Annotated in this window: 21 protein-coding genes; 13 read left to right on the top strand and 8 right to left on the bottom strand. The window is 61.5% G+C overall.

The window, feature by feature from the left end; all coding sequences use genetic code 11:
* The first annotated feature begins 83 nt into the window (after window positions 1–83).
* On the top strand, window positions 84–1,382 hold the full coding sequence (locus tag J0X03_RS16895) for an SLC13 family permease (protein WP_122004577.1): 1,299 nt from the start codon (window positions 84–86) through the stop codon (window positions 1,380–1,382).
* Here the strand turns inward: J0X03_RS16895 and dapF are convergent.
* The 3 genes from dapF to bhsA (J0X03_RS16880) form a co-directional block, all read right to left on the bottom strand.
* Window positions 1,357–2,232 (bottom strand): diaminopimelate epimerase, encoded by an 876-nt coding sequence (gene dapF, locus J0X03_RS16890; protein ID WP_160204105.1) that lies wholly within the window; start codon window positions 2,230–2,232, stop codon window positions 1,357–1,359. The two genes, J0X03_RS16895 and dapF, sit on opposite strands and share 26 nt — an antisense overlap.
* A gap of 113 nt (window positions 2,233–2,345) precedes the next feature.
* Window positions 2,346–2,603, bottom strand: a complete 258-nt coding sequence (gene bhsA, locus J0X03_RS16885) for a multiple stress resistance protein BhsA (RefSeq protein WP_089196759.1) — start codon at window positions 2,601–2,603, stop codon at window positions 2,346–2,348.
* Between the two features lie 193 nt (window positions 2,604–2,796).
* On the bottom strand, window positions 2,797–3,054 hold the full coding sequence (gene bhsA, locus J0X03_RS16880; protein WP_033642312.1) for a multiple stress resistance protein BhsA: 258 nt from the start codon (window positions 3,052–3,054) through the stop codon (window positions 2,797–2,799).
* Between the two features lie 176 nt (window positions 3,055–3,230).
* On the opposite strand from bhsA (J0X03_RS16880), the gene J0X03_RS16875 reads away from it, so the two are divergent.
* Window positions 3,231–3,875 carry a TetR/AcrR family transcriptional regulator gene (locus J0X03_RS16875; RefSeq protein ID WP_033642313.1) on the top strand — a complete coding sequence of 215 codons (645 nt, stop codon included), beginning with the start codon at window positions 3,231–3,233 and terminating at the stop codon, window positions 3,873–3,875.
* Between the two features lie 737 nt (window positions 3,876–4,612).
* Here the strand turns inward: J0X03_RS16875 and J0X03_RS16870 are convergent.
* The 4 genes from J0X03_RS16870 to J0X03_RS16855 all read right to left on the bottom strand — a co-directional run bounded on the left by J0X03_RS16870 (window position 4,613) and on the right by J0X03_RS16855 (window position 7,847).
* A complete protein-coding gene (locus J0X03_RS16870) occupies window positions 4,613–5,431 on the bottom strand; it encodes a MetQ/NlpA family ABC transporter substrate-binding protein (protein WP_033652662.1) in 819 nt (272 codons plus the stop codon).
* A gap of 19 nt (window positions 5,432–5,450) precedes the next feature.
* Complete coding sequence (locus J0X03_RS16865) at window positions 5,451–6,119, bottom strand: methionine ABC transporter permease (RefSeq protein WP_160204106.1); 669 nt, start codon at window positions 6,117–6,119, stop codon at window positions 5,451–5,453.
* Window positions 6,112–7,137, bottom strand: a complete 1,026-nt coding sequence (locus tag J0X03_RS16860) for a methionine ABC transporter ATP-binding protein (protein ID WP_033642317.1) — start codon at window positions 7,135–7,137, stop codon at window positions 6,112–6,114. Before J0X03_RS16860 ends, J0X03_RS16865 begins: the two co-directional genes overlap by 8 nt.
* A gap of 266 nt (window positions 7,138–7,403) precedes the next feature.
* Window positions 7,404–7,847, bottom strand: a complete 444-nt coding sequence (locus J0X03_RS16855) for an acetyltransferase (protein WP_033642318.1) — start codon at window positions 7,845–7,847, stop codon at window positions 7,404–7,406.
* A 242-nt stretch (window positions 7,848–8,089) separates the two neighbouring features.
* Here J0X03_RS16855 and J0X03_RS16850 point away from each other — a divergent pair, with 242 nt between their 5' ends.
* From J0X03_RS16850 to J0X03_RS16840, 3 genes are all read left to right on the top strand, one after another.
* Window positions 8,090–8,962, top strand: coding sequence for an oxygenase MpaB family protein (locus J0X03_RS16850; protein WP_046686638.1), 873 nt, complete (start codon window positions 8,090–8,092; stop codon window positions 8,960–8,962).
* Between the two features lie 163 nt (window positions 8,963–9,125).
* The gene (locus tag J0X03_RS16845; protein ID WP_033652667.1) at window positions 9,126–10,229 is read left to right on the top strand and encodes a suppressor of fused domain protein; all 1,104 of its coding nucleotides are present in this window, start codon (window positions 9,126–9,128) and stop codon (window positions 10,227–10,229) included.
* A gap of 34 nt (window positions 10,230–10,263) precedes the next feature.
* The gene (locus tag J0X03_RS16840; protein ID WP_033642321.1) at window positions 10,264–10,791 is read left to right on the top strand and encodes a cysteine hydrolase family protein; all 528 of its coding nucleotides are present in this window, start codon (window positions 10,264–10,266) and stop codon (window positions 10,789–10,791) included.
* A 32-nt stretch (window positions 10,792–10,823) separates the two neighbouring features.
* Here J0X03_RS16840 and J0X03_RS16835 read toward each other — a convergent pair whose 3' ends face one another.
* Window positions 10,824–11,699, bottom strand: a complete 876-nt coding sequence (locus J0X03_RS16835; protein WP_116287070.1) for an NAD(P)-dependent oxidoreductase — start codon at window positions 11,697–11,699, stop codon at window positions 10,824–10,826.
* Window positions 11,700–11,989: 290 nt separating this feature from the next.
* Between J0X03_RS16835 and trpS the strand changes: the two genes are divergently transcribed.
* The 8 genes from trpS (at window position 11,990) to atzF (ending at window position 22,252) form a co-directional block, all read left to right on the top strand.
* Window positions 11,990–12,997, top strand: a complete 1,008-nt coding sequence (gene trpS / locus J0X03_RS16830) for a tryptophan--tRNA ligase (protein ID WP_047572225.1) — start codon at window positions 11,990–11,992, stop codon at window positions 12,995–12,997.
* A gap of 117 nt (window positions 12,998–13,114) precedes the next feature.
* The gene (gene phnC, locus J0X03_RS16825) at window positions 13,115–13,948 is read left to right on the top strand and encodes a phosphonate ABC transporter ATP-binding protein (RefSeq protein WP_069100206.1); all 834 of its coding nucleotides are present in this window, start codon (window positions 13,115–13,117) and stop codon (window positions 13,946–13,948) included.
* 41 nt (window positions 13,949–13,989) lie between these two features.
* A complete protein-coding gene (gene phnD, locus J0X03_RS16820) occupies window positions 13,990–14,922 on the top strand; it encodes a phosphonate ABC transporter substrate-binding protein (RefSeq protein ID WP_004939482.1) in 933 nt (310 codons plus the stop codon).
* Window positions 14,923–15,000: 78 nt separating this feature from the next.
* A complete protein-coding gene (phnE, locus tag J0X03_RS16815; protein ID WP_021503954.1) occupies window positions 15,001–15,864 on the top strand; it encodes a phosphonate ABC transporter, permease protein PhnE in 864 nt (287 codons plus the stop codon).
* The gene (gene phnE / locus J0X03_RS16810) at window positions 15,861–16,760 is read left to right on the top strand and encodes a phosphonate ABC transporter, permease protein PhnE (RefSeq protein WP_033642327.1); all 900 of its coding nucleotides are present in this window, start codon (window positions 15,861–15,863) and stop codon (window positions 16,758–16,760) included. The genes phnE (J0X03_RS16815) and phnE (J0X03_RS16810) overlap by 4 nt, the downstream gene beginning before the upstream one ends.
* Window positions 16,761–16,991: 231 nt before the next feature.
* The gene (locus tag J0X03_RS16805) at window positions 16,992–17,456 is read left to right on the top strand and encodes a YehS family protein (RefSeq protein WP_004939471.1); all 465 of its coding nucleotides are present in this window, start codon (window positions 16,992–16,994) and stop codon (window positions 17,454–17,456) included.
* Window positions 17,457–17,632: 176 nt separating this feature from the next.
* Window positions 17,633–20,200 (top strand): putative mucin/carbohydrate-binding domain-containing protein, encoded by a 2,568-nt coding sequence (locus J0X03_RS16800; protein ID WP_069100204.1) that lies wholly within the window; start codon window positions 17,633–17,635, stop codon window positions 20,198–20,200.
* A gap of 222 nt (window positions 20,201–20,422) precedes the next feature.
* Window positions 20,423–22,252 carry an allophanate hydrolase gene (atzF, locus tag J0X03_RS16795; protein WP_160204107.1) on the top strand — a complete coding sequence of 610 codons (1,830 nt, stop codon included), beginning with the start codon at window positions 20,423–20,425 and terminating at the stop codon, window positions 22,250–22,252.
* The last annotated feature ends 1 nt before the right edge of the window (window position 22,253 follow it).

Raw genomic sequence — 22,253 nt, 5'->3', positions numbered from 1 at the left:
GGTTTCAAGGTTAACGCCCGCGCCTTGTGTCACCCTGTTAACCGTTTGATAACAATCACAACGTTTTATCAGGGAGGAGAATTATGTTGGGGGATCCCATGGCGCTGTCTGCGCTGGTCACGCTGGTGGTCATCGCGCTATGGGCCAGCGCCCGTTTGCCGGAGTATTTGGTCGCGTTGCTGTTCTTTGCGGCGGTGATGGTATTGCAGCTGGCACCCGCCGCGGTGACCTTTTCCGGTTTCGCGTCTTCCGCATTCTGGCTGGTGCTCAGCGGTTTCGTGTTGGGCACCGCCATCCGCAGCACCGGCTTGGCGGATCGCCTGGCCAACCGACTCTTGCCGCATCTGGCCGGTTCCTGGCCGCGCCTGGTGGGCGGCGTGGTGGCGATAAGCTACGCGTTGGCGTTTGTCATGCCCTCTAATATGGGGCGCATTACGCTGCTGATGCCGATCGTCATGGCGTTGGCCGAGCGCGCCGGCCTGGCGGAAGGCTCGCGCGGCCGCATTGGTTTGGCGCTGGCGGTGGGGTTCGGCACCTTCCAGCTTTCCGCCAGCATCCTGCCGGCCAACGTGCCTAACCTGGTGATGAGCGGTGCGGCGGAAAGCGCCTACGGCAGCCACTTCGCTTATCTCTCTTATCTGCTGTTGCACGCTCCGGTGCTCGGGTTGGCCAAAGGCGCGCTGCTGACGCTGTGCATCTGCGGCCTGTTCCGTGCCCGGCCGCAGCCGGTGGCGACCGAGGCGGGGCAAACGCCGCTCAGTGCCGCCGAGTGGCGGCTGATCGCGCTGTTGGGCATTACGGTACTGCTGTGGATGACCGACAGCTGGCACGGCATCGCCCCGGCCTGGATAGGGTTGGCGGCGGCCTGCTTCTGCCTGTTGCCGCGCATCGGTTTTCTCAACGGCGAGCAGTTCGCCGCCGGGGTCAACGTGCGCACCTGTATTTACGTGGCGGGGATCCTGGGGCTGACCGCATTGGTCAGCCACTCGGGGCTCGGCGATCGGTTGGGCGGCGCGCTGCTGGCGATGATGCCGGATCTGCACGGCAAGCCGTTTACCGCATTCGGTTCGCTGGTGGGGATCACCGCGCTGTTGAATTTCGTGGTGACCGCCAACGGCGTGCCGGCGCTGTTTACCCCGCTGGCGCAGGCGTTGTCCGCAGGCAGCGGCTTGCCGCTGCTGACGGTGCTGATGACCCAGGTGATCGGTTACGCCACGCCGCTGTTGCCGTATCAGGCCTCGCCGATCGTGGTGGCGATGGGGATGGGCAAAGTGCCGGCGCGCGAAGGGCTAAAGCTCTGCCTGCTGTTGGCCGCGCTCAGCTTCGCACTGCTGGTGCCGTTGGACTATCTGTGGTTCAGGCTGCTGGGGTGGATCCCGTAAACAGCCCCGCGCCGCCGGCAAAGCAGTCTTCGTCCAGCGTCAGGGTGGCGATTTTATGCACCGGTCCGCGCATGCTGACCTGAAAATCGCCGCTGAAGGCGATCTGCAGTTCGCCGCCTGGCATCCGCACACTAACCCGATCGCCGACTCGTCCCAACTTGCGCATCACGCTGGCGGCGGCGCAGCTGCTGCTGCCGGAGGCGAGGGTAAAGCCGGCGCCGCGCTCCCAGATGCCGATGCGCAGCGTCTGGCGATCGACCACTTCCACCAGTTGTACATTGGTGCGTTTCGGGAGCAGCGGATGGCGCTCAATCTGCGGTCCGAGCCGATGCACCTGCGCCAGATCCAGTTTTTCCACCGGCACCACGCAGTGCGGGTTGCCCATCGACACCAGCGAAACGCTTAACGTCTCCTCCTTCAGGGGCAGCGGATAGTTCAGCGCCTCCGGCAGATCGATCAAGGCCGGCAGCGCCGCCGGGCTGAAATTGGCGCGCCCCATCTCCACGGTTATCTGATGCGCGTCTTCCGCCACCTGGCAACGCACGTCGCCGCCGGCGGTGTGCACCAGAAACGGCTGATGCGCCACGCGCTTGCTGTCGAACAGATACCGCGCATAGATACGCAAGCCGTTGCCGCTTTTCTCCGCTTCGGAGCCGTCCGGGTTGATGATGCGCAGGGTGGGATTGACGGCGTCGCCGCTGTCGATCAGCAGGCCGTCGGAACCGATGCCGTAATGCGGGTGGCACAGCAGGCGGATTTGTTCCTGGCTCAGGCGATCGGCGACCGAACGGTGGCATACCAGGTAGTCGTTGCCCAGACCGTGATATTTGTGAAACAGCAGGGGAGTCATGGCGTTGCTCGGCTCAGCGGGAAGAGGTCGCTACAGCTTACAACAGAACGTTGGCGTTAAAGCAAACAAAAGGCGGCCTGAGCCGCCCTTTTGCACGATTGCCGATCCGGCCATTAATTGTAGATGATCGCGGTGCCGTGCAGTTTGTTGTCACCGGTAGTGGCGATGATCTGGAAGGATTTGGCACCCGCCGCGTCGGCTTTGGCCGCCAGTTTGTTTTCCAGGCTGCTCAGGTCGGACGCGCCGCTGACGGTAACGACGCCGGCTTTTTGCAGGTCGGCGGGTTGCGCGTTCACCAGTTCAGCGGCGAAGCTGCCGAAGGAGGTGGAAGCCAGTGCGATGGCTGCGATGGTCATTTTCAGGTTTTTCATGGTCTTATTTCCTATCAGTGTTCTTTACGATGTTTGTTTTGTAAGGTCGTTAAATTAATTAACGATCGATAATTTAATGTTAGATGCCGGTTTGACGGATTGCAAGTATTTTTTTAATGCTCGTTAATTAATTTTTTTTACGCCCTGGCGTTGTGAGCAATAAGGATATGCAGTCCACAGGCTTAATGCTTTGTTATTGATAGATTTCTGCAGTGCCATGCAGCTGGTTGTTGCCGCCGGCGCTGGTGATGCGGAAGGATTTGGCGCCGGCCTGATCGGCTTTGGCGGCCAGGCTGTTTTCCAGCGAGGTCAAATCGGATGCGCCGCTGACGGTGATGACGCCCACTTTTTGCTGGTCGGCCGGTTGGCTAGTGACCAAATCGGCGGCGAAGCTGCCGAAGGAAACGCTGGCCAGAGTGAGGGCGGCTAAGGTTAGTTTTAAGCTTTTCATGATGTTAATTCCTTTTCGATAACGGTCAATAGAGGGTTTTAATCCGGTTCGCTAATTTTTATTAACGATCGATAACTAAATGCTAATCGGTTCTCGACGAGGGCGCAATATTTTTTTATAATGATCGTTAAGTTATTTGTGCTAAGCCTGCTGTGGAGCGGGATAGGAGAGGAACGATGAGCATCAATGAAGCGGTCTGCGGCAAGAAAAGCCGTGGCAGACCCAAACAATTTGATCGCGACCGGGCGTTGGAAAGCGCACTCGATCTGTTCTGGCGGCACGGGTATGAAGCCACCTCGCTGGCCGATCTGGTGGAAGTGACCGGCGCCAAGGCGCCGACGCTGTATGCGGAATTCGGCAACAAAGAGGGGATGTTCCGCGCGGCGGTGGAGCGCTATCTGCAAAAATACACCACCTGCACCAACCAGCTGTTGGAACAGGATGTGCCGGTGGCCGAGATCGTCGAGGCTTACGTGCGTTCTTCGGTTCAGGTCTTCACCGATCCCGATACCCCCTCCGGCTGCTTTATGGTGTGCGCCTCCGCTGCGCTGTCGTCCGCTTCCGACGACGTCGCCCAGATGCTGCGCAAAAAGCATCATGCGCAGGAAGCGGCGCTGAAGGCCTGCTTCGATCGCAAGGTGCAACAGGGCGAGCTGCTGGCGAAAACCGATACCGCGCTGCTGGCGAAATACGTGATTTGCACCATTGAAGGCATGTCGGTGCAGGCGCGAGAAGGGGCAAGCCGGGACGATCTGTTGCGGTTGCTGGAGGCGCTGATGCTGGTGTGGCCGCGGCTCAGCCAGATTGGCAATAAGGTGTAGAAACAGGCCCGGTTTTTACCGCAATGCTGATCAGTTAATCCTGAGTGGCATTTTTTATCCAGCTTCTGGGCGTTCTGTGCAGGGGAATTGCCGTAAATGTCCTGCATTTCTCTATGGCCAACATGAACGGCAATTGGAGGGGCCGATGGCGCGGCCCCTCCACCCGCGCCTTTGCTTAACACCGTCTGTCCGCTATGCGGATACCCTCGCCGCGCCTGCATTGTCGGGCGGGTCGGCTGCGACAAACGTCCCTGTTAGTCTCGCCTCAACCGGCCTTCCCTGGCCGGTTGCCCCTGACAACGCCGTCTTGCTCGGCAGCCGGTGATGCGCGCCCAAGGTCAACACCTGAGCTGGCAGCTACCGGGAAATCTGTCGCTTATGAGGTTGTGGTAGAGAAGTTGGAGATGAGCGCGGTGTTGGGCGCCCTTGAAGACGCCGAACGCAGACGTAGCGCATTAGGCGAAACCGCCATGGACGGCGGTTTCAGGTGAGACAGGCAGGGACGCCTGTCGCAACCGGCCTCAATGCGGTATGGCGGAGGGAGGGGAGTTGGCAAAGCCAACCGTCTGACAGGGCAAAGGCGCGGGTTGCCAGGGGCCGCGCCTTCGGCCCCTGGCTCGGTCGAGGTGTGGGAGCCACATGGGGCATCTCACTTTTATCGACCGAAAATTTCACGAACGCCTGCATAAAAACGCTAACTGACCAGCATTACGGTTTTTACCGGGCCGTATACAGCGTCACTGGTTGACCGGGATCACCGCGCCCTGGTATTTCTCGCGGATAAAGTCTTGAATCGGCTTGGAGTGCAGCACTTTCACCAGCGCCACGATCTCCGGCTTGTTCACGTCGGCTTTGTGCACGGTGATGATGTTGGCGTACGGGTTGTTTTCGCCGCTTTCGACCGCGATCGGATCCTTGGTCGGATTCAGCCCGGCGTCGATGGCGTAGTTGGCGTTGATCACCACGGCGTCACCTTCGTTGTTGTTGTACATCTGCGGCAGCAGCGCGCCTTCAACGTTAGCCTGGAACTTCAGGTGTTTCGGGTTTTCCACCACGTCGGCGATGCGTGCATCCACCTTGCTCACCCCTGGCTTCAGCTTGATCACGCCTTCCCGTTCAAAGATTGACAGAATGCGGCCTTCTTCCGCCACCGCGTCGCGCATGATGATTTTGCCGTTTTCCGGCAGATCTTTCAGGCTCTTGTACTTCTTCGAGTAGATGCCGATAGGCTCAATATGGATCGCGCCGGCGCTGACGAAGTCGTAGCTCTTGTCGTCGGCGTGGTCTTTCAGCACCGAGTTCAGGTAAGGCACGTGCTGGAAGTAGTTGGCGTCGATGTCGTGGCTGGCCAGCGCGGTGTTCGGCAGGATGTAGTCCTGGAAGCGCTTGATCTGCAGATCGATGCCTTCCTTCGCCAGTATCGGTTTGGCCTGTTCGAGGATCTCGGCGTGCGGCACGTTGGAGGCGCCAACCACCAGCTTGGTTGCCGCGGCGGCGCCGTAAGAGGCGAGGGTGGCGACAGAGGCGAAAGCCAACATCAGTAGGTGCTTTTTCATCATCGTTTTCCTTGGTTAATTAACGTTTATCGAGCGTTCTTGTCAGGGTGTCGCCAATGAACTGAATGACGAAAACGATCAGCAGGATCGTCAGCGTCGCCACCAGCGTAACGTCACTGTGGTTGCGTTGGAAGCCTTCCAGATAGGCCAGGTTGCCCAGGCCGCCGGCGCCGATCACCCCGGCCATCGCGGTGTAGCTCACCAGCGCGATCAGGGTAACGGTGATGCCGGAAACCAGCGCCGGCGAGCTCTCCGGCAGCAAGACGCGGAAAATCAGGGTGCGGTTTTTGGCGCCCATCGAGCGCGCCGCTTCGATTACCCCTTTGTCGACCTCGCGCAGCGCGATCTCCACCAGCCGGGCGTAGAACGGCGCGGCGCCGACGATCAGCGCCGGCAGGGCGGCGTCCGCGCCGAGAATGGTGCCGATCAGCGACTTGGTGAACGGGATCAGCAGCACGATCAGAATGATGAACGGAATGGAGCGGAAGACGTTGACCAGCACGGAGATCAGGGTGTAGACCGTGCGGTTTTGCAGCAACTGCCCCTTCGAGGTTAAAAACAGCAGCACGCCGAGCACGATGCCCAGCACCAGCGTGGCCAAACCGGCGATGCCGGTCATGTACAGCGTTTCCCTGGTGGCGTCCCACAGTTGGTCCAGACGCAGGTGGGGGAACAGGGATTCAATCATGTTGGATAACCTCGACGGCGATGTCTCTTTCGTTCAGCAGGCTGAGCATGTCGGCGACGTGTTGTTCGTTGCCTTCGGCGTGGATGTACAGTTCGCCGAACGAACCGTTGAGGGTGTGGCTGATCTTGCCGTGCAGAATGTTGACGGTGAGCGGGTAGCGCCGAATCACCTCGGCGATCACTGCCTGATGAGTTTGTTCGCCGACGAAGGTCAGCTTGAAGATCGCCCCCGGCAGGTGGGCGGTGAGCTGCGGGTTGAAGCTCTCAGCCGTGTCCGCATACTGCGACACCTGTTTGACGAACTGCCGAGTGATCGGCTGCTGTGGCCGGGTGAACACCTCGAGCACCGGCCCCTCTTCGACGATGCGGCCGTTTTCCATTACCGCCACGCGGTGGCAGATTTTGCGCACCACGTGCATTTCGTGGGTGATCAGCACGATGGTCAATTTCAGCTGGCGATTGATGGCCAGCAGCAGGTCGAGAATGGCGTCGGTGGTTTGCGGATCGAGCGCCGAGGTGGCCTCGTCGCACAGCAGCACGCTCGGGTTATTGGCCAGCGCGCGGGCGATACCGACGCGCTGTTTCTGGCCGCCGCTGAGCTGCGACGGGTAGGCGTTTTCGCGCCCCTGCAGGCCAACCAGCGCGATCAGTTCCGCCACGCGCGGGGCAATCTGCGCCTTGGGGACGCCGGCTATCTGCATGGAAAAAGCGATGTTTTGGCTGACGGTGCGCGACCACAGCAGGTTGAAGTGTTGGAACACCATGCTGATTTTCAGCCGCGCCTGGCGCAGGTGGCTGCCTTTGGCGCGGGCGATATCGAATCCGCCCACGTCAATGCGGCCGCTGGTGGGCTTTTCCAGGCCATTGAGCAGGCGGATCAGCGTGCTTTTGCCGGCGCCGCTGTAGCCGATGATGCCGTAAATTTGCCCGGCTTCTATCGCCAGGCTGACGTCGTCAACCGCCACGACGCGGCCCTGTGCGCTGTCAAAAGTTTTGCAAACGTTCGAAAGAACGATCATAGCGAAGCGGATCCTTATTGATACATCACAGCATTCCGTCCGGGGCGCGTCGCGCCGGACAAGGATCGTTCGGCTTTTCGGCGGGGCACAACCCGGCGGGAAGTGACGGACGGAACCTCTGTTGCGGGTGAATACCGGGCAATCCTACCGAGGGTTGATAGTGACAGGAAGAATGTAAAATCTATTACTTATTCTGATTTGATATATTAGGCGGCGGGCGAGAGAAGGGGGAGAAAACCGGCCGCAGGGCGGCCGGCGGGGGCGGACTAGCGTTTTTCCAGCTTCATGTGCAGCAGCGGGAACGGGTTGCCCTGGCCGTCGAGCGGTGAGCGGCCGGTGATGACAAAACCGTAGTGGCGGTAGAAGCCGCTGGCCTGCGGATTTTGCTCGTTCACGTCCAGCTGCAGCTCATCGTGCAGCGTTTCCGCGTGGGTCAGCAGCGCTTTGCCCACGCCTTTGCCGCGCTGATCGGCATCGATAAACAGCATCTCCACCTTGTTGCCGTTCAGACCGATAAAGCCGCAGGGATGCCCCGGCTGCTCTTCGGCCACCCAAACGTTGACCGCCGGCAGGTAGTCGTTCAGCACCAGCGGGAACAGCTGTGCGATGTTGTCTTCGGTTAAAAAGTGGTGAGTGGCGCGCACCGAACGCAGCCAGATATCTGCCAATTGCGCGTTGTCTTCCGCCGCGCGTGCTCTGATGGTAATCATCGAACTCTCTGCTATCTAAGTTGAAGGAAAAGAAACTAGATAGAGGTTTTGTGGGGTTAGTGCCGAATTAACGTGGGTTAACGCCCTGCAAAGCGCCTCTGCAGTGGATCGAATAGGCCCGCCTGGTTGCAAGCGGTATAACAACTGTAATTCAGTAAGTTAAAGCTTTCAACCGCCGCAGGGCGCAATGAGGCGCTCGCCGCGTGATACACTGGCCGCTGAATGAGCAAGAGGGCGGCAGGATGGAAGCGGTACGCGCAGCGATAGAAAAACAGGTGCTCAGCCTGACCGGGTTGGCGCTCGGCGGCGTCGATTTTGAGAATCCGCCCGGCGATCCGGGGCTGTTCGGCCCGCAGTCGGTCATCTGGCAGGTACACCGCGATTTCACCCCGATGCTGTGCGGCGGCGTCAGCGCCTTGCTGTTGCAAATGCTGCACCCGTTGGCGCTGGCCGGCGTATGGGATCACTCCAACTTCCGCGACGATATGATTGGCCGCCTGCGCCGCACCAGCCAGTTCGTGTCGGTCACCACCTTCGGCCCGACCGCCGAGGCGGAGCGGCTGATCGCCAAAGTCAAAGCCATCCACCTGCGGGTGACCGGCGTCGGCAGCGACGGCACGCCCTATGCCGCCAGCGATCCGGCGCTGCTGACCTGGGTGCACGTGGCGGAGAGCAGCCGTTTTCTGGCCAGCCACCTGCGCTACCGCAACCCGCATCTTTCGCGCGATTTGCAGGATCAATACTATCGCGAAGCGGCGCGCGTGGCCGCCGCGCTGGGGGCGACCGCTATCCCTCAGTCCTGCGCGGAAGTAGACGACTATCTGCAGGCGATGCGGCCGCAGCTGGTCTGTGACGAACGCACCCAAGAGGTGGCGCGCATTCTGCTGAAGGCGCCGGCGCCGAGCGCGTTGGCGCGCCCGCTCGGCGGGGTGGTGATGCAGGCGGGCATCGATCTGTTGCCCGATTGGGCGCAGCGGCAGTTCGGCTTTCATCCGGGCGCGTTGCGGCGGCGGCTGGTGCGAACGGGGGCTGCAGGCCTCGGCAAAGTGCTGGGCGCGTCGATGCGCAACGGTTCCTATCAGCGCGCGGTGCGGCGCATCACTCAGGCGTCATGAGCCGCAGCCGCTATAATTAACCTTTGTTTATCTTCGTTTACGGCCGTTTTTGAGACTTTTACGGGTGATCCGGCCAGTAATGCGTTTTACACTTGAGGGCAAAGCCACATTCCATTTTTTGCGCGCAGCCGATTCTGCCGCGCCCTGACCCTATTGAGGTGATATGAACGAGTCATACGTACTTGCTGAAGTCAGCAATGAGAACCAGACGCTGGTCGCGGTGGTTCAGCAAGGGAGCAGGGCAGCCTATTTTTACATCTATCCCGCCGAAGCCTACAGCGATCGCTATCAGGTGCGCGCCTGCTGGCTGCGCAATCTGGCCGCCGCGCCGTTGCAGGAAGATCGCGCCGCGCTGGAGCAGGGGCAACCGCCGATGCTGGCGGCGGAATTTTGCCGCAACCTGGAAGGGGAAGCGCCGCTGAACCCGGAAGGGCTGATGGTGGTGTGGAGCGAAAGCGACGACGGCGCGGCCCTGTGGTATTACGGCCAACTGCTGGCGGTGATCCCCGGCTGGAGCCTGTATATCGACCATTCGGTGTGCTATTCGGCCAGCTGCATCAAGGAGAGCCCGTTGGCCTATCCGCTCGGTTCGGCCTCGACCAACACGCAATATGCGCAGGCGGAAAGCACCCGCCAGTTTTGGCGCAGCTGGCAGCGTGAAGAGGGCAATCCGTGGCCGAAGATGCAGCGCGATTTTCAGGCGCGCTATGAGCAGCATTTCGGCCCTTCGGTAAAATACTACGCCATCGATCAGGGCAAGTGGCCGCCGATGGCCATCACTCAGCACGAGCGCGACGGCATCTATTACTTCCTCACCATGGGCGTCAGCATTCGGCCGATGCCGTGGGTGGAGATCCTGTTCAACGATGAGGCTTCGCGCTATCGCCGCATGGAGATGGCGATCGCCATCGACAGCCAATACATGACCGAAGACAACGCGGTGCAGATGGCCAGCGCGCTGGCCGGTTTCGCTCACGCCCCTTGGGCGCGGCTGACCTGGATCGGCGAAGGGCATACGCTGGAGTCCGACGTGGCGCCGTTGGGCTATGAAGGCTATATTTTATCGTCGTCCTTCTACCCGCATCACGCGCACCTGACGTTGCCTCAGCAGTATGGCGACCCGGTGAACCTGTTCTGGGCCAGCCCGGTGTTTACCGCCGAGCGCCAGCTGGCGCACGCCACGCCGAACGGCGGGCACGATCTGGTGCACAGGCTGCGCGAGCAGGGCGTCGACCATATTTTCCGCCCGCGCCAGCCGGTGTGCTGACGCGACTTGTCTTGTCTTCTCTTCGGGAGCCGCCATGACCAGCGCGCTGTTGATTATCGATGTGCAGGAAGGGTTGTTTACGCCGCCGCCGGCGGATGCCGCGGGCACCGTTGCGCGCATCAACCAACTGAGCGAGCGCGCCCGCCAGGCGGGTGTGCCGGTGATCGTGATTCAGCACCATACGCCGGACGACGAACTGCCGCACGGCAGCGCCGCCTGGCAAGTGCTCGCGGCGCTGAAGGTGGCGCCGGGCGACCATCGGGTGGATAAAACCACGCCGGACTCGTTCCTGCGCACTTCGCTCGGCGCGTTACTGATCGCCAACGGCGTATCGCAGTTGGTGGTTTGCGGCTACTCCACGCCGTTTTGCATCGATACCACGGTGCGCAGCGCGGCGGCGCACGGTTATCCGGTGACGTTGGCGGCGGATGCGCATACCTGCCACGACAAATCCTATGCCGATGGTTTGCTGATCCGTACCCACCATAACGAGACGTTGTCGAATATCGACAGCTTCGGCGTGCCGATCCGCGCCGTGCCCGCGGCGGACATCGTGTTCTGAGTACGGAAAACGGGGGCCAACGCCCCCGTTCGTTATTTCAGGCCCGCTCGTCGCGCCGCTACCTTGGCCAGCGCCGCCCAGTCCAGATCCGCATCCCCCTGCGCCATCGCGTCGAGGAAATTGTCTTTCAGCACCCCGGCGAACGGCATCGGCGTATGGCTGTCGGCGCCGGCGGCCAGCGCCAGCCCGACGTCCTTCAGCCCCAGCGCCAAGCGGAATCCGGCGGGTGAATACTTCTCGGCGGCGATCAGCGCGCCATAGCCCTGATAGGCCGGGGCGGCGAAGACGGTACCGCTCAGCATCTGCAGGTAGTCGGCGCCGGAAACGCCGTAGTTGCGCACCAGCGCGCTGCCTTCCGCCATCGCTTCAATGGCGCTGGCCAGGGTAAAGTTGGTGGCGATTTTGACCACGTTGGCCTGCGCCGGGTCGGCGCCGAAGTGCCAGGTTTTCTGGCCGAGGGCATCGAACAGCGGCTGCGCTTGCTTCAGTAGCTCGCTATCGCCGGCCGCCAGAATATTCAGCTTGCCGGCGGCGGCCACGTCGACCCGTCCCAGCACCGGCGCGGCGAGATAGCCGATGCCGTGTTCCGCATGCAGCGCCGTCAAACGCTGGGCGAGTTCGACCGAGATGGTTGCCATGTTGATATGCAGCGCGCCCGGTTTCATCCGTTGCAGCAACCCGCTGTCAACCACCACCTGTTGCGTGGCGGCATCGTCGGCCAGCATGGTGATCAGCACGTCGGCATCGGCCAGCTGCTCCGGCCGTTCGGCCTGCTGCGCGCCGGCACTCACCAGCGGCTGCGCCGCCTGCGGCGAGCGGTTCCATACCGTTAAGGTGAAGCCCGCCTGCAACAGGTTGGCCGCCATGGCGCTGCCCATCCTACCCAGTCCGGCAAATCCGATCTTCATCATGCGCTCCTTTTTCAGGTTGAAGGTTTTACCCTAGCGCGCCGGGCCAGGAACGCAAATGCCGGAGTGTAACGCCGTCTTACGCGCCGGCGGCGGGCTATTGACGCGCTGCCGCTGCGGGTATACCTTGATGGCATGAATATATCGATGCACTCCACCCACAATCAGTCATGGTGGCGCCTCTTCTGAGGCGGCACGAGTATTCACATCTCTTTTTAATGCCGCCGGTTTGGCGGCATTATTTTTTGTGGCGTTGATCCGGCGGTCTACAGACCTTCAGGAGCACTGTCATGAGCTACACCATTCTTACCGGCGATCGCGCCACCGGCCCACTGCATTTAGGTCACTTCGTCGGCTCGCTGCGCCAACGCGTCGAACTGCAGCACCAGCATAACCAAACGGTGATGGTGGCGGATCTGCAGGGCCTGACCGACAACGGCAACAACCCGCAAAAAATCAGCGCCAACGTGCTCAACGTCGTGGCCGACTATCTGGCGGTCGGCATCGATCCGCATAAGACCACGATCTGCCTGCAGTCGGCGCTGCCGGCGTTGGCCGAGTTGACGATGTACTACCTTAATCTGGTCAGCGTGGCGCGGCTGGAACGCAACCCGACGGTGAAAAACGAAATCGCCGAGAAGGATTTCGCCCGCAGCCTGCCGGCCGGTTTTCTGATCTATCCGGTCAGCCAGGCGGCGGACATCACCGCCTTTGGCGCCACCCACGTGCCGGTCGGCGAGGATCAGCTGCCGATGCTGGAGCAAACCAATGAGATCGTGCGGCGTTTCAACCACATCGTCGGCCAACCGATATTAACGGAGTGCCAGCCGCTGTTGAGCAACGTCGGGCGTCTGCCGGGGCTGGACGGGCAGGGCAAGATGTCGAAATCGCGCGGCAACGCCATCCAGCTTGGCGCCGGCGCCGACGAGGTGCATAAGGCGGTGATGAGTATGTTCACCGACCCCGGCCATCTCAACGTCAGCGATCCCGGCCGGGTGGAGGGCAACATGGTGTTCACCTACCTGGACGCCTTCTGCGAAGACGCCGCGCTGGTGGCGGATCTGAAGGCGCACTATCGGCGCGGCGGGTTGGGGGACGTGAAAATCAAACGGCTGCTGGAGGATTGCCTGCAGAGCCTGCTTGAGCCGATCCGCACCCGCCGCGCCGAGTTCATCGCCGATAAAGGCGAGCTGACGCGCATCCTGCAGCACGGCACCCGCCGCGCGCATCAGGTCAGCCAGCAGACGCTGCAGCAGGTCAAGGCGGCGCTGGGGCTGGACTTCTTTAGCCTGGAATGATGCGTACGCCGGGGCGGCACGCGTCACGCCCCGGCCATAAAACCATCATCCCACTGTCATAAACTTATCCGTTAATAGGTGCCCATAATGATTAGCCACTGAAACCAGAGAAATCATATGGCTCAGGCACTGTTAAAATTGGCGCAGCACGACTTTCCAGGGCAGCACGTCGCCGCATCCCGCAAAGTGTTATCGGTCAAGGGGCTCGGCAAAGCTTACAAAGCGCAGCAGCGCGTGCTGGATGACATCAATTTCGATCTGCACGCCGGTGAATTCGTGGCGGTGATCGGCCGCTCCGGCGCAGGCAAGTCCACGCTGCTGCATACCCTCAACGGCACCATTCCTTCCAGCTGCGGCGAGATGCTGCACTTCGAAGACGATGGCGTGGCGCAGGATATCGCCCAGCTTGCCGGCCGCCAGATGCGCCAATGGCGCGCGCGCTGCGGCATGATCTTCCAGGACTTCTGCCTGGTGCCGCGGCTGGACGTGATGACCAACGTGCTGCTGGGGCGCCTGAGCCACACCTCCACCCTGAAATCCTTCTTCAAACTGTTCGATGACGCCGACCGCGCTCGCGCCATCGAGCTGTTGCAGTGGCTCAACATGCTGCCGCACGCGCTGCAGCGCGCCGAGCACCTCTCCGGCGGCCAGATGCAGCGCGTCGCCATCTGCCGCGCGCTGATGCAAAACCCGCAAATCCTGCTGGCCGATGAGCCGGTGGCGTCGCTCGATCCGAAAAACACCCGCCGCATCATGGACGCGCTGCAGAAAATCAGCGAAGACGGCATCGCGGTGATGGTGAACCTGCACTCGGTCGAACTGGTGAAAGAGTATTGCTCGCGGGTGATCGGCATCGCCCACGGGAAGATCGTGTTTGACGGGCATCCTTCGCAACTGAACGAACGGATCCTGCACCAGCTGTATGGCGAGGAAGCCAATCAGATCCATTGAAGCACTTTTGACCTTTACCCTTTACACACAAGGCACACCTAATGAAAAAAGTATTGAGTCTGACCACCCTGATGGCCGGCGCGATGATGGTATTTAATGCTGCCGCAGCGGATGCGCCGAAAGAGCTGAACCTGGGCATTCTCGGCGGCCAGAACGCCACCCAGCAGATCGGCGATAACCAGTGCGTGAAGCAGTTCCTGGATAAAGAGTTGAACGTCGATACCAAGCTGCGCAACTCGTCCGACTATTCCGGCGTGATCCAGGGCCTGCTGGGCGGCAAGATTGACCTGGTGCTCAGCATGTCGCCGTCGTCGTTCGCTTCGGTTTACATCAAGGATCCGAAAGCGGTGGACATCGTCGGCATCGCGGTTGACGACGTCGACCAGTCGCGCGGCTACCACTCGGTGGTGGTGGTGAAGGCCGGCAGCCCGTACCAGAAACTGGAAGACCTGAAGGGCAAGGCCATCGGCTTCGCCGATCCGGATTCCACCTCCGGCTTCCTGATCCCGAACCAGGCGTTTAAAAAGCTGTTCGGCGGCACGGTCGACAACAAATACAACAACACCTTCTCCAGCGTCACCTTCTCCGGCGGCCACGAGCAGGACATCCTCGGCGTGCTGAACGGCCAGTTCGAAGGCGCGGTGACCTGGGCGTCGATGATCGGCGACTACAACACCGGCTACACCAGCGGCGCGTTCACCCGCATGATCCGCATGGATCACCCGGACCTGATGAAGCAGATCCGCATCATCTGGCAGTCGCCGCTGATCCCGAACGGCCCGATCCTGGTGAGCAACTCGCTGCCGGCCGACTTCAAGGCCAAAGTGGTCACCGCCATCAAGAAGCTGGATAAAGACGATCACGCGTGCTTTATCAAAGCGATGGGCGGCAAACAGCACATCGGCGACACCACCCTGGCGGAATACCAGACCATCATCGATATGAAGCGCGAGCTGACCAAAGGCGACCGTTGATTCCCGGCTGCCTCGGCCGCCCGAATGAAGGGGTTCAGCATGCTGAACCCCTTGTTCCATAACGATGGAAGACCTGTTTTGAATACCGATTTCGCACACTATTACCAACGGATCCGCAGCAAGCAAAAGCGCGAAGCGCTGCTGTGGTCGCTCGGGCTGGTGGTGCTGTACCTGGGCGCCGGCAACCTCGCCGAGTTCAACCTGCACACCGTCTGGGTGTCTATTCCGCACTTCTTCGACTACCTGGCCGAAACCGTGCCGACGCTGCACTGGCACCTGCTGTTCGCCGATGGGCGTACCGAAGGCTCGCTGGCCTACTGGGGCTATCGCCTGAACATTCAGCTGCCGCTGATCTGGGAGACCCTGCAGCTGGCGCTGGCGGCGACCATTTTCTCGGTGCTGGTGGCGACCGTGCTGGCATTTCTGGCGGCCGGCAATACCTATACTCCGGCCTCGGTGCGGCTCGCGATCCGCACGCTGGTGGCGTTCTTGCGCACCATGCCGGAGCTGGCGTGGGCGGTGATGTTCGTAATGGCGTTCGGCATCGGCGCCATTCCCGGCTTCCTGGCGCTGGCGCTGCACACCATCGGCAGCCTGACCAAGCTGTTCTACGAATCGATCGAAACCGCCTCCAACAAACCGGTGCGCGGGCTGGCGGCCTGCGGCGCCACGCCGCTGCAGCGCATGCGCTTCGGCCTGTGGCCGCAGGTGAAGCCGGTGTTTCTCTCCTACAGCTTCATGCGGCTGGAGATTAACTTCCGCCAGTCGACCATTTTGGGGCTGGTGGGGGCGGGCGGCATCGGCCAGGAGCTGATGACCAACATTAAACTCGACCGTTACGATCAGGTCAGCATGACGCTGCTGCTGATCATCGTGGTGGTTTCCGTGCTCGACTACGTGTCGGGCGAGCTGCGCAAGCGCGTGGTGGAGGGGGCAAAATGACAGCGGGCACTCCGGCATCGGCGGAAACGCTGCGCCAGTTGAAACAGCAGCATCCGGCGATCTTCGCGCAGCAGGGGCGCTACCTGCGCACCGTCGGCCTGATCGCCTTGGCGATCGTGCTGTACTACGTGTTCTTCTTCCTGGTCTTCGGCATTAGCTGGCCGCAGTTTATCAACGGCTGCCAGCAGCTGGGGCGCTATTTCCTGCGCATGTTCGTCTGGCATGACTTCGCCAACTGGCCGTTCATGTACTACTTCCAGCAGATCGGCATCACCATCGCCATCGTGTTCGCCGGCACCATCACCGCGTCGCTGATCGCGCTGCCGCTGTCGTTCTTCGCCGCGCGCAACGTGATGTCGACGCCGCTGCTGCGGCCAATTTCGGTGCTGGTGCGCCGCTTACTGGACGTGCTGCGCGGCATCGACATGGCGATCTGGGGGCTGATCTTCGTGCGCGCCGTCGGCATGGGGCCGCTCGCCGGGGTGTTGGCTATCGTGATGCAGGACGTCGGGCTGCTGGGTAAACTGTACGCCGAAGGCCATGAGGCGGTGGACAAGTCCCCCAGCCGCGGCCTGACGGCGGTGGGCGCCAACGGGTTGCAGAAGCACCGTTACGGCATCTTCACCCAGTCGTTCCCCACCTTCCTGGCGCTCAGCCTGTACCAGATCGAGTCCAACACCCGCTCAGCGGCGGTGCTGGGCTTCGTCGGCGCCGGCGGCATCGGCCTGGTGTATGCGGAGAATATGCGGCTGTGGAACTGGGACGTAGTGATGTTCATCACGCTGATCCTGGTGGTGGTGGTGATGATCATGGACAAGGTCTCGTCGATGCTGCGCAACAAGTACATCATCGGCGAAGATATCCCGCTGTATCAGCAAAAAAGCCAAATCGATTGAGAAACCCCTTGCCGATCCCTATACTGCCGCACATTCAAGGTGTGCGGCCATACCCGTCATACTTGGAGCTGCCTCTTTGTTGGCTGCATTTGCGCGCCCCGGTCACATAGTTAACTATGCTCCGGGGGCTTACAAATTTGCCGCCGCGATGCAACTCCAATTATTTTGGGTATGGGGCATTTTTTTACAATGCGCACGTCCCCGTTAGACAAGTAAAGGCAATGCAATCCCATGATGAACAACGACGTGCTGCGCAGCGTGCGCTATATGCTGAGCATTAACAACGCCAAAATGGTCGAGATTATCAAACTGGACGATTTCGAGGTGGCGGTGTCGGCGATGGACGCTTACGTGATCAAAGAAGGCGAGCCGGGCTACGAGAAGTGCCCTGACGAAGTGATGGCGCACTTCCTTAACGGCCTGGTGTTCTTCAAGCGCGGCAAGGACGACAAGTTCCCGGCGCCGGCGGTTGAACTGCCGATCACCAATAACCTGGTGCTGAAAAAGCTGCGCGTGGCGTTCGAGCTGAAAGACACCGACATGCACCAGATTTTCACCGCGGTGGACTTCCGCATCTCCAAGCCGGAGCTGAGCGCGCTGTTCCGCAAAGAGGGCACCAAGAACTACCGCCCGTGCGGCGATCAGATGCTGCGCTACTTCCTCAAAGGGTTGGCGCAGCGCGTTCGCGGCGAGTAACGCGCAGCGTTCACCGAACATCAGGCGCAATCGCAAGGTTGCGCCTTTTTTATTGTCTCCTCCCTCCTACCTTTGTTGTACTGGCCCTCAGCCACCCGCCATCGATGGAGGGCGTGCCGCCCATCCGGTTACTTTTTCATGGTCAATTCAATCACCCAAACCATGAGGAAAGCAGGATGCCAACCATCACGAAAACCCAATCACTTTACACGTTGACCCGGCCGGTCTGGCTGGATGCGGCAGGCATGAGCAAAGGCATCGATCACGATCGCCAGCACCTGGGCGTCATTCTCGCCGCCGGGCAGGTGCTGCGAGTGCGCCAGACCAACGCGGCGTTTACCGGCAAGCTCACGCTGCGTTTGCTGAATGACGACAGCAAAACGGAGGCGGAATTCAGCGTCGGCGCGAGCTGGGTCGAGGCCCAGGTCAATGCCGTCTCGGTGCCGTTCATCGATACGCCGTATGGGCAGGGCGAGCCGGCGCTGGAGTTCGAGTACCCGGACACGGCGAAAGCGCTGCCGGTTTATCGCCGTGGCGAAAACGAAGCCGCATTCTTTGCCCGCTGGGACGATCGGGACGCCGAGTTTGCCCTGGTCGATGCGGAATACGCAGTGTTGCTGGTGCCGAAAATCAGTAAACCGACGCTGAAGTCGCTGGGCGACGCGAAAAACATCGACGGGCTGATCGCCTACTACGATCGCATTTTCACTTTCTACAATGCGCTGACCGGTGTCTCGTTCGAGGCTGAACACGAATCCGATCGCAATATTCGCAACCGCTACTTTATGAAGGCCGATAAGCACGGCGCCGGCGCCGCGTATTACGGCGGCCGCTGGACGGCGGAAACCAGCAACTCGGTCAGCAGCTTCTGGCTGACGCCGAAAGACAGCAACTGGGGCAGCCTGCATGAGATCGCGCACGGCTATCAGGGGCACTTTATGGGCGACAAATATTTCTCCACCGGTGAGATGTGGAACAATATTTATGCCGCTTGCTATCAGGACGTGATGCTGGGGGAACGCAAATACCAGGAGGGGTGGCTGTATAACTACGGCAACGCGGCCGGCGTCGAGAAGAAAATCATCGATTTGATCGCTCAGGGCACGCCGCTCAACCAGTGGGATCTGCGCTCCAAGCTGTTCTTCGCGATGCTGATGGTCGACAAGGCAGGCAAGAACGCCTTCACGCACTTTAATCAGCAATATCGTCAAAGCTGCAACACGCCGGGCTTCGTGCCGTCGGAACATGCCTTGCTGGATCTGCTGTCGGCAAGCTTTGCCGCGGCCGGTGAGCAGATCGACGTGACGCCGTTCGTCGAGCTGACCGGCGGCGTGATCACCCAAGCGCAGCGCGATCGCAACGCGTTCAGCCACGCCAAGGCGGTGTATCCGCTGTATCAACTGGTGGACGCGCAGAGTCTGCCGGCGGTGCAGGCGCAGCTGAAACTGGATTCCTCGCTGCGGCTGGTCGATTCCTGCCAGCTCAAGGCCAGCGGGCTGAAAGGCGACGTCACCCTGAGTCTGGATATCGATGACTTTGCGCAGATCTACGGTGAAGACCTGATCCTGATGGAAGGGGCGCGCTATGCCCACAAAGTCCGTATCGACACGCCGACCCTGGCGCTGACTGCGCTGCCGATCGGCGTGTATACCTTGCGGTTGCCGACCGGCAAAGATCGTAAATATCGGCCGACGGCGGGTTACCTGACGGTGAAGCAGGGGAAAAACGCGGTGACGCTTCGCTTCGAGCGCAAAGCCGCTTCGCCGATCGTTTCGCAGGAGATCAACCTGTTGGGCCTGAGCGATGCGGTCTTCGCCACCGTGGTCGTCGATCGCGCCAAAGGGGCGGTGGTGGTTGACGTGACCAGCACCACGCCGCACGCCTACTTCCCCGGTGAAACCTATGCCCGGGTGACGTTGCGCGATCGGCAGGGCGCGGTGCGCTTCAGCAAGGAGATTCAGGGCACTCAGGCTACGTTAAGTCATGACGAGCTGCCGTTTGCCGAGGGCGATGACATCGAGATTTACCATGTGGAGCCGAGCCGGGTGCGTTTGAATCCGGCGGCGGCCGACGTCATCGATAACAAAAACAAAACCAACGTACTGCGCATCGAAACCAGCGGGCTGAAAAACCCGGCGTTGCCCGGCGATCCCGAGCAGGCGCTGCTGGCGCGCCTGGAACAGGCGGCGCAGCGTTTGCGTCGCCTGTTGCCGGCTTACTATGCGCCATCGTCGTCGTTCAAGGACGATATTTATCTGGCGATCGGCGCCTTTGCCGAGCCGCAGCGCGAGTCACTGTTGGCGACCTATCGGGATTGCCTGCCGGCCGACAATACGCCGCCGGGCGCCAACGTCGGCAATGCGTTTACCGTGGCGTGCAAAGGGATTGGCGATCGCCAGTTCCTGACCGGCGCCATCGATCTGGTGAAGAAAACCGTTACCGTCACGCTGGCGGCGGGGATTGCTCACCACTACTTTGCCGACAGCTACGCCTTCCTCAGCGTGACGGATGCGGACGGCAATGTCTTGCTCAGCTACGACGTCATCGGCAGCCAGAATCAACCGGCCAAAACCTGGGTGTTGCCGCTGTCGGGTTACGGCGGTGAAGTGATTCATCTGCGGCATGAAGAGCCGGACAACCGCCTGGCGATCGTCAACGAAATGCAGCACTTGCGGCTGGCGGAGAAGGGCAAGCAACAGACCTACTGCATTACGCCGGTCGGTTTGAAACGCATCAACGACTGATCCCCATCGGCCTGCGGGGCGGCGTGTGCGTCGCCCCGATTTTTCCTCTGCGTCATCCCGCCATTGCACTCTTTTTGTTCTCCCGCTGCGCGCCGCTGGTGCAGCCTGTTTGCCGCTGCTGTCATAAGTTTTAATTATAATTTATTGAAATCATGAGATTAAAAATTGGCACGCCGGTTGCTCTGTTGAATCCCATCTTGTGTACCAGATGGAATTCAGTCGATGAGCGAACCTGTTGTAGCGTGCGGTTTTACCCTCAGTGAATGGCAACACCATTACCAAACCCGCCCGGCGGGCGAACGCCTTGCCTGCGTCAGTGCGACGATCGAAACGCTGGTCGCCGGGCTGAACCCAGACGATAACGCCTGGCTGTATCTCGCCACGCCGGCGCAGCGCGAGCAGCAGTACCGGCAGCTGGCACAGAGGCTCGAGGCGGTCGCCGGCGATCTCAGCCGCCTGCCGCTGTTCGGCGTGCCCTTCGCCATCAAAGACAATATCGACGTTGGCGGCTGGCCGACCAGCGCCGCCTGCCCGGCGTTCACCTATCAGGCCGCGGCGGACGCCACCGTGGTCGCCCACCTGCGCGCCGCCGGGGCGATTGCCCTTGGTAAAACCAACCTCGACCAGTTCGCTACCGGGTTGGTAGGCACTCGCTCACCGTATGGCGCAGTGGTCAACAGCTTCGACAGCCGCTACGTCAGCGGCGGTTCCAGCTCCGGCTCCGCCTCGGTGGTGGCGCGCGGCCTGGTGCCGTTCGCGCTCGGCACCGACACCGCCGGTTCGGGGCGCGTGCCCGCCGGGTTCAACAACATCGTCGGGCTGAAGCCGACCAAGGGGCGGTTGTCCAACCGCGGCGTGGTGCCGGCCTGCCGGTTGAACGATACGGTGTCGGTCTTCGCGCTGACGGTGGCCGATGCCGCGCTGGTGGCGGAACTGGCGAGCGGCTTTGACGCGGCAGACCCGTATTCCCGCCCCGATCCGCATACCGCGCCGGCGGATATCCCCGCCGCGCCGCGTTTCGCCGTTCCCGCCCAGCTGGAGTTTTTCGGCGATGTTCAGGCCGAGCGGGCGTTTCACCGAGCGCTGGCGCAGCTGCAGGCGGGCGGCGCCACGCTGGAACCCCTCGATTTCGCGCCGTTTCGCACTCTGGCGGAACAGCTGTATTACGGCCCCTGGGTGGCGGAGCGCACGGTGGCCATTGAGCAGGTGCTGGAAGCGAGCCCGCAGGCCATCGATCCGGTGGTGCGCGGCATCGTCGGCAACGGCCTCGGCTACAGCGCCTGCGACGCCTACAAGGCGGAATACCTGCGCGCCGAGCTGGCGCGGCAAATCGCCCAGCGGCTGGCGCCGTTCGACGCGCTGGTGGTGCCGACCGCGCCCACTATCCGCACCCTGGCGGAGATGGCGCAGGAGCCGGTGCTGTTCAATTCGCAATTCGGCACTTACACCAATTTCACCAACCTGGCCGATCTGAGCGCGCTGGCGCTGCCGGGGCCGCTGCGCGAAGACGGTCTGCCGGCGGGCATCACCCTGATTGCGCCCGCCTGGCATGACCGGGCGCTGGCGGCGTTTGGCGTGCGCTGGCAACGGCAAAGCGCCTTGCCGCTCGGCGCTATCGGTCGGGCATTGCCGCCGCAGCCTGTGCCTGCGCCGTCCACAGGGCACGTGCGTCTGGCGGTAGTGGGCGCTCACCTTAGCGGCATGCCGCTCAACGTCCAGCTGACACAGCGCGACGCGGTGCAGGTGGAGCAAACCGCTACCGCCCCCTGCTATCGCCTGTATGCGCTGGCCGATACCGAGCCGCCGAAGCCGGGGCTGGCGCGCGCGGCGCAGGGGGCGGCGATCCGCGTTGAGCTGTGGGACATTCCGCTGGCCCGTTTCGGCGAGTTTGTGGCGGAAATCCCGGCGCCATTGGGCATCGGCACGCTGCTGCTGGCGGACGGCCGGCGGGTGAAGGGGTTTATCTGCGAAGCCTGGGCGCTGGAAGACGCCACGGATATCACTGAGTTTGGCGGCTGGCGCGACTATCTCGCCAGCGTTAAGGGGGCATGAA

This window comes from Serratia ureilytica (assembly GCF_017309605.1).
GTDB classification, from domain to species: Bacteria; Pseudomonadota; Gammaproteobacteria; order Enterobacterales; family Enterobacteriaceae; genus Serratia; species Serratia ureilytica.
The sequence above is the reverse complement of the archived record's forward strand: the minus strand, read 5'-3'. Positions and strand labels throughout refer to the sequence as shown.

Coding starts and splice junctions, on each gene's coding strand:
- J0X03_RS16895 (WP_122004577.1), top strand. CDS start 84: ATGTTGGGGGATCCCATGGCGCTGTCTGCGCTGGTCACGCTGGTGGTC.
- atzF (WP_160204107.1), top strand. CDS start 20,423: ATGAGCGAACCTGTTGTAGCGTGCGGTTTTACCCTCAGTGAATGGCAA.
- J0X03_RS16835 (WP_116287070.1), bottom strand. CDS start 11,699: ATGAAGATCGGATTTGCCGGACTGGGTAGGATGGGCAGCGCCATGGCG.
- trpS (WP_047572225.1), top strand. CDS start 11,990: ATGAGCTACACCATTCTTACCGGCGATCGCGCCACCGGCCCACTGCAT.
- J0X03_RS16855 (WP_033642318.1), bottom strand. CDS start 7,847: ATGATTACCATCAGAGCACGCGCGGCGGAAGACAACGCGCAATTGGCA.
- J0X03_RS16875 (WP_033642313.1), top strand. CDS start 3,231: ATGAGCATCAATGAAGCGGTCTGCGGCAAGAAAAGCCGTGGCAGACCC.
- bhsA (WP_089196759.1), bottom strand. CDS start 2,603: ATGAAAAACCTGAAAATGACCATCGCAGCCATCGCACTGGCTTCCACC.
- phnD (WP_004939482.1), top strand. CDS start 13,990: ATGAAAAAAGTATTGAGTCTGACCACCCTGATGGCCGGCGCGATGATG.
- J0X03_RS16845 (WP_033652667.1), top strand. CDS start 9,126: ATGAACGAGTCATACGTACTTGCTGAAGTCAGCAATGAGAACCAGACG.
- dapF (WP_160204105.1), bottom strand. CDS start 2,232: ATGACTCCCCTGCTGTTTCACAAATATCACGGTCTGGGCAACGACTAC.
- J0X03_RS16865 (WP_160204106.1), bottom strand. CDS start 6,119: ATGATTGAATCCCTGTTCCCCCACCTGCGTCTGGACCAACTGTGGGAC.
- J0X03_RS16860 (WP_033642317.1), bottom strand. CDS start 7,137: ATGATCGTTCTTTCGAACGTTTGCAAAACTTTTGACAGCGCACAGGGC.
- J0X03_RS16800 (WP_069100204.1), top strand. CDS start 17,633: ATGCCAACCATCACGAAAACCCAATCACTTTACACGTTGACCCGGCCG.
- J0X03_RS16840 (WP_033642321.1), top strand. CDS start 10,264: ATGACCAGCGCGCTGTTGATTATCGATGTGCAGGAAGGGTTGTTTACG.
- J0X03_RS16870 (WP_033652662.1), bottom strand. CDS start 5,431: ATGAAAAAGCACCTACTGATGTTGGCTTTCGCCTCTGTCGCCACCCTC.
- phnE (WP_033642327.1), top strand. CDS start 15,861: ATGACAGCGGGCACTCCGGCATCGGCGGAAACGCTGCGCCAGTTGAAA.
- bhsA (WP_033642312.1), bottom strand. CDS start 3,054: ATGAAAAGCTTAAAACTAACCTTAGCCGCCCTCACTCTGGCCAGCGTT.
- J0X03_RS16805 (WP_004939471.1), top strand. CDS start 16,992: ATGATGAACAACGACGTGCTGCGCAGCGTGCGCTATATGCTGAGCATT.
- phnC (WP_069100206.1), top strand. CDS start 13,115: ATGGCTCAGGCACTGTTAAAATTGGCGCAGCACGACTTTCCAGGGCAG.
- J0X03_RS16850 (WP_046686638.1), top strand. CDS start 8,090: ATGGAAGCGGTACGCGCAGCGATAGAAAAACAGGTGCTCAGCCTGACC.